The organism is Dyadobacter sp. HNCC25DJ184 (genome assembly GCF_056895215.1).
Map to the genome: position 1 here is coordinate 188880 of NZ_JBXHAQ010000012.1, position 15838 is coordinate 204717.

Here is a 15838-nt window from a genome sequence, read left to right on the forward strand (position 1 = left end):
GACAAGAGTGGGATGCTGATATGGAATTCCGTCTTGCGATAATTGAGAACCTACAAAACCCAAAGCGAACCCCTAATAGCTAAATGCTATTCCCTCACCCCTAAATTCTCAACGACGACTCCCGAATAATCAACTCCGAAGGCAGCACAATATTTTCGTGCAAAAAATCACCCGAACCGTTCACCTGATTCAGGAAAAGACGCGAGGCTTCCATCCCTATTTTCCGACCTGGCCTGCTGACAGTAGTTAACGATGGAAAAGTATAAGCCGATATCGGCGAATTGTCGAACCCAACCAACCCAACATCCTGGGGTATACGTAACCCTTTATCTTTGACCACACGCATTGCCCCTATCGCAACCTGATCATTGACACCAAAAATGGCATCCGGCGGAGAGGCCAGATCAAGCAATCTCATAGTCGGCACAATTGCACTTTCCACTTTGAAATTGGTGTTGATAATCAACTCGTCGCGAACCGGTATATTGTATTTTTTAAGACAGTGCAGATACCCCTGAAAACGCTGTTCCGAAACAGTCAACCCATTAGGCCCTTTCAGGTGCGCTATACTGGAGTACCCCATAGTAATCAAATGTTCCACAGCGGCGAATGCTCCATGATAATCATCTACTAATGAGCGGCTTGTTTCAAAATCCTCAAATTCACGGTCAATGAATATCAAAGGGATTTTCCTTTGAATTACACTTTCTAAATGCTCATAATATCCCGCATCATACGTTTCCTGCGCAATGGAAAGGAATATTCCCTCGGTCCGGTTAGACAAAAGCTTTGACAGGTATTCTTTTTCCATCAAATAGCTTTCATTCGTTACACATATATTAAGCGTATATCCGATGGGTTGCAATGTCATTTGCAACCCTTCAATTACCGTCGTTTCATAATAATTACTGATCGAAGGAACCACGACGCCGAGTGTTGCAGTCCGTTTATTGAGTAAACTGAGCGAAACTTCGTTTTTTTGATAACCCACCTCTCTCGCATATTCCTGTATATTCTTGCGGGTATCTTCATTAATTGCAGGATGATCGTTGAGCGCTCTGGATACGGTTGAAGGTGAGCATCGAAAACGTTTGGCAATATCCTTTATAGTTACTGGACGAGAGGGCTGCATGTTATTTGGATAATTATCATTAAAAATTAAACATTAATGCAAACGTTTGCTCATTTTTTCAAACGTTTGCATTCAGTATAAACATATTTACATTTTGTATTTAATTTATACAAGACTATCATTGTGCAAATGTAATTATAATCCAATGAGTAAACTTCTGGTTACACCGCATAAGAATAGCAGTACATATCATTCCTTAACCAGCGATCAGGCGGGTTGGACTCACCTCAATTTCGAGGCCAAAGTGCTACACAAAGATGAGCAAATTAAGCACAATACAGGAGAATATGAGTATTGCATCGTTCTTTTGGGCGGTAATTTCAAAGTAGAATCCAATGGTCAGGTCTGGGAAACGAGCAATGGTCGTAAGGACGTTTTTAGCGGAATCGGCCACGCTATGTACCTTTCCAGAAATACCGATTTTATATTAACTGCACAATCTGAGAGTACGGATATCGCGATTTGCTGGGTAAAAAGCGACGAAGATCACCCGTCGCGAATGAAGCGTCCGGAGGAAACCGCTATAGAATATAGAGGCGGAGATAATGCTAACCGTCAGATCAACAGTTTATTGGAACCTGGTTTCGATTGTCATAAAATCGTGTGTGTTGAAGTATATACGCCTTCGGGTAACTGGAGCTCCTTTCCGGCTCATAAGCACGACGAAAGAATTGTTGATGAAAACGGCAATCTAGTCGAAGCTAATCTGGAAGAAATATATTTCTACAAAATCGACAAACCGCAGGGATATGCGATCCAGCAGGTGTATACCAGCGATCGTTCATTAGACGAGATTGTCAGGGTAAAAAATAACGAGGCTGTACTTGTACCAAAGGGATATCACCCGGTGGTGGCCGGTCATGGCTATAACGTGTATTACCTCAATTTCCTGGCCGGAAGCGACCAGTCACTAGCCAACACCTCAGATCCGGACCACGACTGGATATACGGAACCTGGAAAGGCGCAGATCCAAGATTGCCGGTTGTGACCGCGGAGATGAACGGCTTTTAGCTTTTTGCTTTTTGCTTTTTGCTTTTTGCTTTTTGCTTTTTGCTTTTTGCTTTTTGCTTTTTGGTAAAAAGGATTCCATAATCTTCTACTCGTCTCTCTAGGTAAACTACGCAATAATAGTAACAAAGTTCAACCTGATTAAACTAACAGCTAAAAGCTAACCGCTAACCGCTAATGAAAAAATACGATTTACTGACTCTTGGCCGCTCTTCGATTGATTTGTATTCGGCTAATGTTGGTAGCCCATTTGTTAATATTGAGGCATTTAATGCCTTCGTAGGTGGTTGCCCGCTGAACATCGCGACAGGCGGTCAACGCCTGGGGTTGAGCACCGCGCTTTTCACGGGTGTGGGCAACGATCAGGTTGGAAATTTCATCAAAAACTTTCTCACTCAAGAGGGAATATCGACCGACTGGATTCCGACGATTGAAGGAAGCCGCAGTTCTGCCGTGATTTTGGGTATTGAGCCGCCGGATAAATTTCCGTTGGTATATTACCGCGACAATTGCGCTGATATCAATCTGGATTTGGATCACGTGACAAATATTCCTTTTGAGTCTTTCCGGGCCGCAGCTTTCTCCGGAACTGCTTTCAGTAAAGATCCGAGCCGTACCGCTATGTTCTTTGCCTTGGAACAGGCGAAACAACATGATGTTTTACGGATCCTGGATATTGATTTCCGTGCTGATCAGTGGTTCGATCCACGAGCTTTTGGGGTTACGCTTAGAGCTGCTTTGTCGAGTTTCAATGTGGTGGTCGGCACCGAGGAGGAGATACTTGCCACTTTCCTAACGGATAAGGAACAGTTGCTCATCAAGCATCAGCAGATTTCTGCACCTGAGATCAGAGGTGATATCGATAATGCAATTCAGCAAATATTGAAATCCGGAGTGGAGACGCTGGTAGTAAAAAGAGGAAAAGATGGCGCTTCGATATTCCAGCCTGGTAAAGAAGAAGTGAAAGTGCCTGGCTTCCCGGTGGAAGTACTTAATGTGCTGGGTGCCGGTGATGCATTTTGTGCTGGTTTCTCATATGGAGTTTTGCAGGGTTGGGACCTGTATAAAAGTGTGCGAATGGGCAATGCCTGCGGAGCCATTATCGTGACCCGCGAAGGCTGTGCCAACTTTATGCCGACCCAACAGGAAGTGCTGGAATTTGTGAACTCAAGAGGAGGATTTTGATATATAAAGTGGATAGAAATTCAATACCAATCCGCTATTAACCAGTCATTTAATAGAATTAAGCAATACCTGATTATGGAAAAATTACAGAATTATATAAACGGGCAATGGGTTGACAGCAAGTCTTCTGCAACGTTGAATGTGCTTAACCCGGCGACCCAGGAGGTGATCGCGCTGGTACCCGAAGGAGTTGCACAGGATGTTGCTCTGGCAGCCCAGGCAGCTCACGACGGTTTTCAGGAATGGCGTTCAACCCCGGTTTCAAAACGAGTTCAATATCTTTTCAAATTGAAAACGATATTGGAAGATAACATCGACGATATCGCGAAAACAATTGTTCTGGAATCGGGAAAGACGTTTTTAGAAGCAAAAGCTGAAATGGTTCGCGCGATCGAGAACGTCGAAAATGCTTGTGGTGTACCTACGTTAATTCAAGGTCAGTTTTCTGAAGATATTGCAAAAGGAATCGATGAATATATGATTCGTCAGCCACTTGGAGTTTGCGCTTGCATCGCGCCTTTCAACTTTCCTGGAATGATTACCTTCTGGTTCTTGCCATATGCACTCGCTTGCGGAAACAGCTATATCATCAAACCTTCTGAAAAGGTACCATTGACGATGACGAAAATCGTCGGGTTAATGGAGCAGCTCAATTTACCAAAAGGTGTTCTGGGCCTTGTTCAAGGAGGCAGAGAAGTAGTTGACGCTCTTTTGGAGCACCCTGTTATTAAAGGAATTAGCTTCGTTGGCTCGTCTCCTGTTGCCAAATATGTATACTCAAAAGGCGCTGCGAATGGCAAGCGCGTTCAGGCCCAAGGTGGCGCAAAAAATCCAGTGATTGTACTTCCCGATGCAGATATCGATATGTCGACTCAGATCGTAATCGACAGCGTATTTGGATGCGCAGGTCAGCGGTGTTTGGCGGCTTCAACCATCGTAACGGTGGGCGAACATAAAGATTTTACCGAAAATTTGGTTGAAAGTGCAAAAACGCGTAAAACCGGATTTGGTCTGGATGATTCGGTGTTGATGGGGCCGGTAATTACTGCAGACAGCAAAAGTCGTGTGAATCATTTGATTGACAAAGGATTAAAAGAAGGCGGAAATCTTCTATTGGACGGTCGTAATGCAAAAATCGAAGGATATGAAAATGGAAACTTCATCGAACCGACCATTATTGAAAATATCCCGTTAGACGGTGAACTGGCTGCAACCGAAATTTTCGGACCAGTTTTGAGCCTTGTTCATATTGATACGATCGACGAAGCCATCAAGTTTATCAACGGCGGCCGGTTCGGAAATATGGCTTGTATTTTCACAAGTAGCGGATTAAATGCTCGCAAATTCCGCCACGAAGCAGAAGCCGGAAACATTGGTATCAATATCGGCGTGGCCGCTCCAGTCGCTCAATTCCCATTCTCAGGGTGGAAAGATAGCTTCTACGGTGACCTTCACGGGCAAGGAATGCATGCCGTTGAGTTCTTTACTCAAACCAAAGTAGTGATCGAACGCTGGTTGAAAGAGTGGAACAGGAAATTTTAAATAGCTTTTAGCTTTTAGGGGTTAGCTATTAGTCGATCCAGTCGGATCCACTCAATAGCTAACAGCTAAATGCTCTGTTATCAAAAAACCCATAACCTAACCTTTATGTCAAAAAAAATTAGAATCGGTGTGATCGGGCTTGGCCGGATTGGGCAGATACATTTAAGTAATCTGGTGCAGTATATGCCCAATGCTGAGGTTGTCATTGCTTCAGATATATCCGAAGAAGCGCATGCTTTCGCAAAAAATTTGGGCGTCAAAGAGGTAACGAAAGACGCATATGATGTGATTAATCATCCTGATGTGGAGGCTGTCATAATCTGCTCCCCCACTCCATTTCACGTGCCATATACCGTCGCGGCGGCGCAGCAGAAGAAACATATCTTTTGCGAAAAACCGCTTGACGTAACATTAGAGGCAATTCAGGCGGCGGAAAAGGCGGTGAACGATAACAATGTAAAATTGATGCTTGGCTTCAACAGACGCTTTGACAACAATTTTATCAATGTGCGTCGCATCGTTGAAGCCGGAAAAATTGGAGAACCACATATTCTTCGGATTACAAGTCGGGACCCTGCGCCTCCTCCCGTTGAATACCTGAAAATTTCAGGCGGAATTTTCCTCGATATGTCCATCCACGACTTTGACATGGCTAGATATATAGTAGGAAGTGAAGTGAAAGAGGTTTTCGTAAAAGGAAACGCACTGATCCATCCCGAAATCAAAGAATTCGGTGATATTGACACGGCTGTAATTGTGCTGACGTTTGACAATGGAGCAATTGGTGTGATTGACAACAGCCGTAAAGCTGTATATGGTTACGATCAGCGTCTTGAAATTTTCGGATCAAAAGGCATGGCGAAAGCGGAGAATAATGTGGGCGATACAGTAGTTCAATATGATGACAACGGCGGTCACAGCGCTTTGCCACTTCATTTCTTTTTAGAGAGATATGAAAATGCATACCGTGTTTGTTTGAAATCGTTCATCGATTGTATCGTCAATGATACGCCGTCGCCGGTTGACGCGCATGATGGATTGATGGCAACTGCGTTGGGTATTGCCGCGATGAAATCTCTTACCGAAGGACGTAGCGTACGACTGGACGAAGTGCTGGAATATGCTCAGATATAGTTTTTGATTGAAATTGTGCAACCTCTTCGCGTCAGACCGATCGCTAAATCAGTTTATATTTGGCTTCGGTTTGGTGCGGAGGTTTTTGGAGAAATTGAGAGAACCATAACCCATAAAACTAAAACACTAGTACATAGAAAATTAGAAATAGGGATCTATGATACTTTACAAGTTGAATCAGATATTTATTGTTTCAATTTAAAATTCTAACCTAAGCTAAATTTTAAATCTCTCCCTAAATTATTGCATTTTCATGGCAAACAAAGGCCTTCAGTTTCTTGATTATATTGTTTTCTTCATCTATTTAATAGGCGTATCAGGTTACGGTTACTGGATTTACAAGAAAAAACGTTCTTCCGAAGTCAGCTCGACGGAGTACTTTTTGGCAGAGGGTTCGCTTACTTTTTGGGCAATCGGCGCGTCGATTATTGCATCTAATATATCTGCTGAGCACTTCATCGGGATGTCCGGTTCGGGCTTTGCGATAGGCTTAGCAATTTCGTCATATGAGTGGATGGCGGCAGCTTCACTCATTGTTGTAGCAGTTTTTATTCTACCGGTATATCTCAAGAACAAGATATACACCATGCCTCAATTCCTGCGTGAACGGTATAATCCGACCGTTGCGACGATCATGGCTGTTTTCTGGTTATTGCTATATGTTTTTGTAAACCTCACTTCGATCCTTTACTTAGGTGCGTTGGCACTTGAAGTAACTGCCGGTCTTAATTTTACCTATGGCATTATCGGATTAGGGATTTTTGCCGTGATAATTACCATTGGCGGAATGAAAGTGATCGGTTATACCGATGTCATTCAGGTAATTGTACTCGTCTTGGGTGGCTTGGCAACGACATATCTTGCGCTCGATCTCGTTTCAACGCATTTCAATAAACCTGGGATTTTTAACGCGCTGGGAGAATTGAAGCGTCAGGCGGGTGATCATTTTCATATGATTTTGCCAAAAACAAGTCCTTTCTACAAAGATCTTCCAGGAGTTTCGGTAATCATCGGCGCCATGTGGATCAATAACCTTGCCTATTTTGGTTGCAATCAATATATTATTCAAAGGAGCTTGGGTGCTAACTTGAAGACTGCGCGCAAAGGTATTTTGTTTGCAGCTGTCCTGAAATTATTAATTCCAATTATAGTCGTAATACCCGGGATTGCAGCATATGTTCTTTACCAAAACGGCATGTTCCAAACTGAAATGCTGGATGCTGCTGGTGTTGTGAAACCTGATCACGCATATCCTGTTTTGCTTGACTTATTGCCGCCGGGTTTGAAAGGAATGGCCTTCGCAGCACTTACGGCTGCCATTGTGGCGTCACTTGCGGGTAAAGCGAACAGCATATCCACCATTTTCACACTGGATATTTACAAACAGTTTATCAACCCGAAAGCCAGTGAAAAACAGCTGGTTAGAATCGGTAGGTATAGCATTTGGGTGGCGATGGCAATTGGAATCGTTATCGCCCCACAACTTCGGGCTTTGGATCAGGCATATCAGTTCATTCAGGAGTACAGCAGTTTCATCACACCCGGCGTATTTGCCATTTTTATATTGGGTATGTTCTGGAAAAGGACCACTTCTGCTGCAGCCCTGACCGCCGCTATTTTGACAATTCCATTATCAACGGCTGGTAAGTTTCTGGCGCCCGAAATTCCTTTTCTTGACCGCATGGGTATCATTTTCCTGATTCTTTGTGCAATCATCATCGTGATCACATTGGTTGACCCGAAGAGTAAGGATAACCCGAAAGGATTGGAAATCGAAGCGTCGATGTTCTCGCCGGGCAAAGGTTTTACACTCGCTTCGATCATATTATGTGGAGTTCTGGCCGCCCTGTATACTGTATTTTGGTAGAATTCATATATACAGTGAGTTATATAATTGATTTTCAAGCAATAAAATGAAGTTAACGACAAAGGAGCTCTTTCAAAAATGTTATGGCAACTATGCCATTCCTGCTGTAAACGTTTTTTTTATGGAGGAAATACATGGGCTTTTTGCAGCAGCACAAAAGGCAAAGGCGCCTTTTATTGTACAGACAACACCTTTTGCCCGTGATTACGCCAATGCCGATATGCTTCTTTCGATGATAGCTGCGGCGGCACGTATCTATCCGGATACCGTTTATGCAGTTCATATGGACCATGGTGTGGAAAGTCATATATACGATGCTCTGTCGAGGGGTGGCTATACCTCGGTAATGATTGATGCCTCGCACGATCCATTTGAGGAAAACGTAAGAAGAACCAAGGCGGTAGTTGAGGCGGCTCATGCAAAACATGTCAGCGTTGAAGCCGAACTCGGTGTGCTGGCGGGTGTTGAAGATGATTTGACAGTTGACGCTTCCCGCTCTTTTTATACTGACCCGCAGGAAGTTGAAGACTTCGTTAACGCGACCGAATGCGACAGCCTGGCCATTGCCGTGGGGACAAGTCACGGAGCTTACAAATTTTCCGGAGGACAGGGTTTACAACTGCATATCTTGAAAGAAATCCAGGAACGTTTGCCCGAGTTTCCACTTGTGCTTCATGGAGGTTCTAATGTAAGTAGCGAAGTAGTCACACGTATCAATGCCGCGGGAGGAAATTTAAAAACGGATGCAAAGGGAGTTCAGGAAGACGAGATCAGAAAGGCTATTCCTCTGGGAATCTGCAAGATAAATATCGCGACTGATACCCGGCTGCTATGGACAATGGTCAACAGAGAGTTTTTCAGAGACCGCCCTGACGAATTCGCGCCAACCACACCAGGAAAAATATTTATGGAAGAATATCAAAAATTCATGTTCGGAAAGTTTGACTTATTCGGATGCTCAGGCAAAGCAAAGGAATTCTGAGAGGGCTTCCGGCAATCCAAAATACTAAGCACTTAAAAGAGATCAAATACTAAAAGCTATCCGCTAATAGCTAACACCTACTAGCTAACCACTAAAAAAATGGCTACACGATTAACGGTTGCTCAGGCGACTATAAAATTTTTAAAGAACCAATACATTGAGCGGGACGGCGTCGAGCAGCCTTACTTTGGTGGCTGTTTCGGGATATTTGGACATGGAAACGTGGCCGGTTTAGGTCAGGCTTTGCAGGAAAATCCTGATTTCAAATATTACCAAAGCCGTAATGAGCAATCCATGGTTCACACTGCTGTGGCATATGCAAAGGTAAAAAACCGTTTGGGAGCCTTTGTTTGTACCACTTCGATCGGGCCGGGTGCAACAAATATGATTACCGGAGCGGCACTTGCTACGATTAACCGTTTGCCTGTTTTGTTATTGCCCGGTGATATTTTTGCGACCAGGGAACCCAATCCGGTTTTGCAACAACTGGAAAGCAGCAGTACTCAGGATATTTCTGTAAATGACTGTTTCAAGCCTGTTTCAAAATATTGGGATCGAATTAACAGGCCAGAACAGTTGATATATGCACTTCCCGAAGTAATGCGTGTATTAACATCTCAGTCGGAAATGGGAGCTGTCACGTTAAGCATGCCCCAGGACGTACAGACTCACGCATATGACTTCCCTGACGAGCTTTTCACAAAAAAGGTTTGGCATATAGCACGTCCGAGACCTGATTCTAATTTTTTAAGTAAAGCAGCAGAATGGATCAAAAACTCAAAAAAACCGGTAATCGTTGCTGGTGGCGGAGCGATATACAGCGACGCTTGTAAAACACTCCATGAGTTTGCAACTAAAACTGGAATTCCCGTTGGTGAAACTTTTGCAGGTAAGGGGGCCGTCCGATTTGACCAACCTTATAGTATCGGAGGTTTGGGTGCGACTGGGACCAAATATGCAATTGATTTGACAAATGAGGCCGATCTTATAATTGGTATTGGCACAAGATATAGCGACTTCACCACAGCTTCCAAATCCATATTTAAAAATCCTGACGTTCGGTTTGTGAATATCAATATCAACGAATTTGATGCCTTTAAGCATGCCGCATTGCCGCTCACTGCTGACGCGAAAGTTACCTTGGAAGAATTAGGTGAAAAATTGGGTGATTTTGAAGTCGAACCTTCTTATCGTCAAAAAATTGCCGAGATCAATAAAGCATGGGACGACGAAGTGACGAAAATATATGCCGAAGGAAATAGCACCGTCCCTCCTATCGACCAGGCAATTGTAATTGGCGCGTTGAACACATTTATGGAAGACCGCGATATTATGATCAATGCATCCGGAAGTGCGCCCGGCGATCTGCATAAATTATGGCGTGCAACGGATCCTAAAAACTTCCACCTCGAATATGGTTTCTCCTGTATGGGATATGAAATCGCGGCAGGTTTGGGTGCCAAAATGGCCGATCCTTCCCGTGAGGTATATGTAATTTGCGGCGATGGCGGATATCTGATGAACAACCACGAGCTGGTGACTGCTGTTCAGGAAGGGGTGAAATTTACAGTTCTTCTTTTGAACAACAACGGATATGCAAGTATCGGCGGACTTTCAGAAAGCATTGGTAGCGAAAGATTTGGAACCAGATATCAATACCGCGAAGAAAGCACTGGCCAATTGAGCGGTGCCTTTTTGCCTGTCGATTTAGCTAAAAACGCCGAAAGTTTGGGAGTTAAAGTAATTAAAGCAACTGATAAAAAATCTTTGGACGAAGCGCTCCAAACGGCGAAAGAAGGAGATGTAGCAACAGTAATCTATATCGAAACCAATTTATACCGAACTGTAAAAGGATATCATGCCTGGTGGGAAGTACCGGTCGCCGAAGTTTCGACGTCCCCGACAGTCCAAAAGGCGTACGAGACTTACCGGGAAAATAAGAAGCAGCAACGGATATTTTTATAGGAGAAAAGGACGAGGGAAGAAGGGACAAAAGAATTGGCTCGATTTGAATATGTCAAATTTGATTTAGTTGAGATGCCAAGTGCTGATACTCCGTTTGCAACCCTGGTTTATTCTTTAAAAAATATTTTAACTGGGGATGAACACCGCTGGAAGCCACCTTCCTCCTTCGTCCATCCTCCCCTTTTAACCTTTAAATTAAACCCTGGATGCACGCAGACGGAAGCTCCCTTCCTCCCTAGTCCATCCTCCCTTTCATCCTTTATAAAATGAACTTTGAAAATATATCTCTCGGAATAGCGCCTATCAACTGGACTAATGACGATATGCCTGAATTGGGCTGCGAAAACACCTTTGAACAATGTATCAGCGAAATGGCACTCGCCGGTTTTACGGGATGCGAAGTTGGGAACAAGTTTCCCCGTGATACAGATGTGCTAAAAAAAGCACTGAATCTTCGCGGACTGAGAATCTGCAACCAGTGGAACAGCTATGAATTGACCACCAAATCGCTGGATGAAAACAAAAAGAATTTCATCCAATTACTTGATTTTCTGGATACTATGGGCGCCAAGGTTATTGGCGGTGGAGAAACTGGCAATAGCTGCCAAGGTGCAATGAACGTTCCTGTTTTTGAAGGAAAGGGAATGCTGAATACATTGGACGAATGGAAAAACTTTTCATATGGATTAAATGAACTGGGCAAAATTGCCCGCGACCGCGGTATGATGCTGGCATTTCACCACCATATGGGTACATGTATCCAAAGCATTGCTGAAACCGACAGGCTTCTGAATGAAACAGATCCTGAAAATGTGTTTCTGAATTACGACTGCGGGCATTTCTATTTTGCTGGTGAAAACCCGATTGAGGCGTTGAAGAAATACATTGGCAGAACAGCACACATCCATTTAAAAGATGTTCGTCCGAACATTTTGCAAAGGGTACATGACGAGAAACTAAGCTTTTTGACCGCCGTGAAACAAGGAGTATTCACCGTTCCCGGCGACCCTGAAGGATGCATCGATTTCCCGGGGTTATTCGAGATTATAAAAGAAAGTAATTATGAGGGTTGGATCGTTCTGGAGGCGGAGCAAGATCCTGCTAAAGCCAACCCATTGGAATATGCAATTACTGCCCGTAAATTTTTTGGTAAACTTACAGGTATTTAGAATAGTGTGACGACTTAAACAAACATCAATTATTAAACTGAGGAGGGTAAATAAGAAACGGCCGGGCATTTTGTCCGGCTTTTTTTGTGACTGCACGCAACACTATTCTTTTCAGTAGCGTAAATAGATTTGAATCCGGATCAAATTTAAATCTATTTTTTTAGCCTATGCTTTGTCAGTTTACACTCATTTCAAACTGATCCACTATGTACAAATTTAAGTTTATTAAAATTTCGATTGTTTTTGCAGCGGCGATTTTTCTGTCGGCATGCAACAAAAACGAGGTTGATCCGACTACCACTGTTGATAATACCGATTACACGAATATTAATTCTTGGCTTTACGATGTGATGCAAGATGCATATTACTGGTACAGCGATATGCCTGCTCAAAACACCCTTACGGCATCTGAAAATCCAAACGATTACTTCGAAAATCTCGTCTACCAACGAGCTACTGTTGATCGGTTTTCGATGGTCACCGATGACATCGACGCTTTAGAAAGTGAATTTAATGGTGTTAGCAAAATCTTCGGAATAAGTTACTCGCTTTCATATCTTGACAATGGGAAAGTGAATATAGCCGCCTTTGTCAATTATGTCGTGAAAAGCAGCCCTGCTGAAACGGCCGGTCTGAAACGTGGAGATATCATTTTAAAAATTAATGGTACTCAATTAACGTCAACAAACTATGTTTCCCTGCTGGGTTCTACCGAAACAGCGACTTTCACGTTGGGTACACTTTCCGGCGACGCGATAGTGGAAAGTACGACGACTGCGGCGATCACAAAAGCAGAAGTGAGCGAAGATCCGGTCGTATATACTACCGTGATCAACAAGCCGGATTACGGGAAAACAATCGGATATCTGGTTTACTCTCAGTTCGTTCCCGGAACAACCGCTGACTCTGAAAAATATGATAATGAATTACGTGACGCCTTTGCAAACTTTAAAACACAGGGAGTGAATGAGTTAGTACTCGACTTGCGACTGAATAGCGGCGGTTATCTGAGTTCGGCGGAAACGCTGGCATCGTTAATCGGCAAAGGGGTGTCGTCTTCCAAGGTGTTTTATTCCGAAGTTTGGAACGACAAGTACACAGCCTATTGGAAGCAAAACTACGGCGCAGATGCGCTCAACTACAAATTCCTTAACGAAGCTAACAACATCGGGGGTAACCTTAGTCGGGTATTCGTGCTGACTTCCGGTAATACCGCTTCTGCCAGCGAATTGGTGATCAACGGACTTGAACCTTATATGGACGTGATCACGATTGGCGAGAACACTGCGGGAAAGAATTTGTTTGGATCTCTGATCGGCGATGATCAAAACCGATGGACATGGGGCATATATCTGATGCTTGGACAGACTGCAAATGCGAACGGGGAATCAGATTACGGAACTGTGAATGGAATGACCCCCACTTATTATATAGAAGACTCGCAAATTCCTTACAAACCATTTGGCGACGAAAACGAAACATTGTTTAGAAAAGCGTTGGACGTGATGGGTATCCCTGCGCCTACTAACACGCGGCTCGAACCTTCCAAAAACGCAGATCGTTTTGTAAAACTATTTTTACATGATAATCTAAAAATAAAAAATAATCTGATGATCAGAAAAAATGCAATTAAACTAAGATAATAACGCTAATTCTTACTCTATCTACTAATTAGTGTGGCCCAACCCTCGGTTGGGCTTTTTTATTTGGAATTTATCCTATAAATTTTCAGAAATAAGACGCAGTAATTTGTAGAATAAAATCTATTCTGTATTACACAACTTTAAATGTTAAAATAGTTCAATCCCCCTCCTCCAGTCGACTTAAATTGAAGTTACTATAAGAATTTGATTCGATATGAAGCTAAGCATCCTGGCAATCATCTTTATTTTATTGTCTAATCTTTGTGCGATTGGGCAAAAAAGGGAGCAGCGATTTCGATTTGAAAACAACTTTAACGGGGTGTTGCCAGAATGTTCCTCTGATCTGAGCGCAACTATTACCGGAAATAATTGCCCAAAACCTAACATTCCGTCGCGTTTCGGCCTGGACAGTGTTGGTTGTCAAACTTTCAGAACAGTTTATCAGTCTAAAATCAATAACGGCCTGACTTATCAAAACTCCCAATTGGCCGTTACTGACCAATATACAATTCAGCTATATGTCAAAAATATAAAGTGGGGAGAAACTCCTATAAAATTGGTAAACTTTGGTTCCAATAGTAATGAAGCGCTCACAATTAGTGCGGACGAAAACACCCGACTTGGAAGTATCTACCTGGGTTTTAGAAATTTGTCCGATCCAAAGGAAGAAAAGTTGAAATTGAACCAGTATCATCTTATCACCATTACCCGAAACAAACCGTCAAACAAACTGGATATCTATATTGACGATCAACGAATTGCGAGTATTGATGACGCTCGAAAGAAGTTCGTCGGCAAAGCTAACCGCCCGGTATCAATATATCACCAATCTCCTTCCGAAGCATGTCAGACAGGCTCTGTCAATTTCGCTCATCTGCTGATTTCCAACGAATATTCCACTAGTCAAAAAGTAAAGGAGGATTATGAAAACCGTTGTTTTATGAGCAAAAAAGATACTTCGCTCCAATTTGAAATTGACCCCAACGCTTCTTGCAAAAACCAGAATATCGAGATTAAATTTATTGGAAATGTCCCCGAAGGTCCTGAATATGAGTTCCAATGGGATTTCAAAGATGGGGTCATAGTGAAAGGTTCCGGCCGCGGACCATATTTAGTACGATGGGAAAACCAGGGAAAAAAAGTGCCAACTCTCAAAATTATTAACAAAGCTTGCGGAGCGGAAACCACCACCTCAACTGAAAAATATATCTGCGGTGTTACAAAAATTGACATGGAGGTCAAAGACTCATGTACTGGCGTTGGACATATCAAATTGCAGCTGCCATCAGGCACACTTCCCTTCTATTATTCTTTTAATGGTTTAGATTTCAGCGAAAAAAATCAGTATACTGCCCCCAATGGAACATATAAGGTCTTGTTCATGGACGCACACAGATGCATCACCGACACGGTGCTAACGGTTAGTCTAAAAGAGCCTGCGCGAATCAAAACCATTGAAGACACTACGATCTGCGAGGGCGAGTCACTTGAACTTTTGACGACAACCAACGCAGATTTCATATCCTGGAATCCCTCCAATGACATGAGTGACTACACCTTAAGATCGCCTGTATTTTATCCAAAGAAGACCACGACATATATCGGTACCGCTTCAAAAGACATTTGTGTATCGTCAGACTCGGTCACGGTCACCGTTTTGCCGTCACCTCATATACTCGTTTCACCGAATGGCGAAGTTGAAGCTCTTGAGCCTTACCAGTTATCTGCTTTTGCTTATCCACGTGATGACCAAAACAGCTTAATATACCTATGGACGCCGGCAGACGGCTTAGATAACCCCAATATTCCCCTTCCGGTCGCAATGTTGGATTCCACGCAAACTTACATTTTAACCACGATTAACGCCTACGGTTGTTCTGACATTGACACGACCACAATCCGGGTAAGGAAGAAACCCCACCTATATATCCCTTCCGCGTTTACACCAAACACTGATACTCACAATCAAAGATTTGCGCCTCTATATATCGCCATAGAAAAACTCTATTTTTTTACTATATATAGTCGGGATGGACAAGTTGTATTTCACACGGCCAACTTAACAACAGGTTGGGACGGGACGTTTCGGGGTAGAGATGCTCCCGCCGGGACATATACCTATTTCGTCCGCGCGACCTCAATTGAAGGAGATCCGGTTGAAAAGCGGGGAAGTGTTTTGCTCATTCGATAAATAAAGCGGATTGGCTAAG

The 15838-nt window shown here is 43.2% G+C and carries 11 protein-coding genes; 10 read left to right on the plus strand and 1 reads right to left on the minus strand.

What is annotated here, in order from left to right; genetic code table 11:
- Positions 1-100: 100 nt before the first annotated feature.
- Positions 101-1132: a LacI family DNA-binding transcriptional regulator gene (locus tag AC1XUD_RS18555; protein ID WP_483362538.1), complete on the minus strand. Its 1032-nt coding sequence runs from the start codon at positions 1130-1132 to the stop codon at positions 101-103.
- Positions 1133-1277: 145 nt separating this feature from the next.
- Between AC1XUD_RS18555 and iolB the strand changes: the two genes are divergently transcribed.
- The 10 genes from iolB to AC1XUD_RS18605 all read left to right on the plus strand — a co-directional run bounded on the left by iolB (position 1278) and on the right by AC1XUD_RS18605 (position 15819).
- Positions 1278-2144: a 5-deoxy-glucuronate isomerase gene (gene iolB / locus AC1XUD_RS18560; RefSeq protein ID WP_483362539.1), complete on the plus strand. Its 867-nt coding sequence runs from the start codon at positions 1278-1280 to the stop codon at positions 2142-2144.
- A gap of 174 nt (positions 2145-2318) precedes the next feature.
- Complete coding sequence (gene iolC, locus AC1XUD_RS18565) at positions 2319-3326, plus strand: 5-dehydro-2-deoxygluconokinase (protein WP_483362540.1); 1008 nt, start codon at positions 2319-2321, stop codon at positions 3324-3326.
- Between the two features lie 75 nt (positions 3327-3401).
- Entirely contained in the window at positions 3402-4868 is a 1467-nt protein-coding gene (locus AC1XUD_RS18570; protein WP_483362541.1) for a CoA-acylating methylmalonate-semialdehyde dehydrogenase, read from the plus strand.
- A 105-nt stretch (positions 4869-4973) separates the two neighbouring features.
- A complete protein-coding gene (gene iolG / locus AC1XUD_RS18575) occupies positions 4974-6002 on the plus strand; it encodes an inositol 2-dehydrogenase (RefSeq protein WP_483362542.1) in 1029 nt (342 codons plus the stop codon).
- Between the two features lie 253 nt (positions 6003-6255).
- The gene (locus AC1XUD_RS18580) at positions 6256-7869 is read left to right on the plus strand and encodes a sodium/sugar symporter (RefSeq protein ID WP_483362543.1); all 1614 of its coding nucleotides are present in this window, start codon (positions 6256-6258) and stop codon (positions 7867-7869) included.
- Between the two features lie 46 nt (positions 7870-7915).
- Entirely contained in the window at positions 7916-8851 is a 936-nt protein-coding gene (locus tag AC1XUD_RS18585; protein WP_483362544.1) for a class II fructose-bisphosphate aldolase, read from the plus strand.
- A 99-nt stretch (positions 8852-8950) separates the two neighbouring features.
- On the plus strand, positions 8951-10816 hold the full coding sequence (iolD, locus tag AC1XUD_RS18590; RefSeq protein ID WP_483362545.1) for a 3D-(3,5/4)-trihydroxycyclohexane-1,2-dione acylhydrolase (decyclizing): 1866 nt from the start codon (positions 8951-8953) through the stop codon (positions 10814-10816).
- Between the two features lie 266 nt (positions 10817-11082).
- On the plus strand, positions 11083-11985 hold the full coding sequence (gene iolE / locus AC1XUD_RS18595) for a myo-inosose-2 dehydratase (RefSeq protein WP_483362546.1): 903 nt from the start codon (positions 11083-11085) through the stop codon (positions 11983-11985).
- A 206-nt stretch (positions 11986-12191) separates the two neighbouring features.
- A complete protein-coding gene (locus AC1XUD_RS18600; protein ID WP_483362547.1) occupies positions 12192-13628 on the plus strand; it encodes a S41 family peptidase in 1437 nt (478 codons plus the stop codon).
- A gap of 214 nt (positions 13629-13842) precedes the next feature.
- Entirely contained in the window at positions 13843-15819 is a 1977-nt protein-coding gene (locus AC1XUD_RS18605; protein ID WP_483362548.1) for a T9SS type B sorting domain-containing protein, read from the plus strand.
- Positions 15820-15838: the final 19 nt, after the last annotated feature.

What these genes read in the sequence shown, in the direction of transcription:
- AC1XUD_RS18555 (WP_483362538.1), bottom strand. Translation starts at nt 1,132, where the DNA reads ATGCAGCCCTCTCGTCCAGTAACTATAAAGGATATTGCCAAACGTTTT.
- iolB (WP_483362539.1), top strand. Translation starts at nt 1,278, where the DNA reads ATGAGTAAACTTCTGGTTACACCGCATAAGAATAGCAGTACATATCAT.
- iolC (WP_483362540.1), top strand. Translation starts at nt 2,319, where the DNA reads ATGAAAAAATACGATTTACTGACTCTTGGCCGCTCTTCGATTGATTTG.
- AC1XUD_RS18570 (WP_483362541.1), top strand. Translation starts at nt 3,402, where the DNA reads ATGGAAAAATTACAGAATTATATAAACGGGCAATGGGTTGACAGCAAG.
- iolG (WP_483362542.1), top strand. Translation starts at nt 4,974, where the DNA reads ATGTCAAAAAAAATTAGAATCGGTGTGATCGGGCTTGGCCGGATTGGG.
- AC1XUD_RS18580 (WP_483362543.1), top strand. Translation starts at nt 6,256, where the DNA reads ATGGCAAACAAAGGCCTTCAGTTTCTTGATTATATTGTTTTCTTCATC.
- AC1XUD_RS18585 (WP_483362544.1), top strand. Translation starts at nt 7,916, where the DNA reads ATGAAGTTAACGACAAAGGAGCTCTTTCAAAAATGTTATGGCAACTAT.
- iolD (WP_483362545.1), top strand. Translation starts at nt 8,951, where the DNA reads ATGGCTACACGATTAACGGTTGCTCAGGCGACTATAAAATTTTTAAAG.
- iolE (WP_483362546.1), top strand. Translation starts at nt 11,083, where the DNA reads ATGAACTTTGAAAATATATCTCTCGGAATAGCGCCTATCAACTGGACT.
- AC1XUD_RS18600 (WP_483362547.1), top strand. Translation starts at nt 12,192, where the DNA reads ATGTACAAATTTAAGTTTATTAAAATTTCGATTGTTTTTGCAGCGGCG.
- AC1XUD_RS18605 (WP_483362548.1), top strand. Translation starts at nt 13,843, where the DNA reads ATGAAGCTAAGCATCCTGGCAATCATCTTTATTTTATTGTCTAATCTT.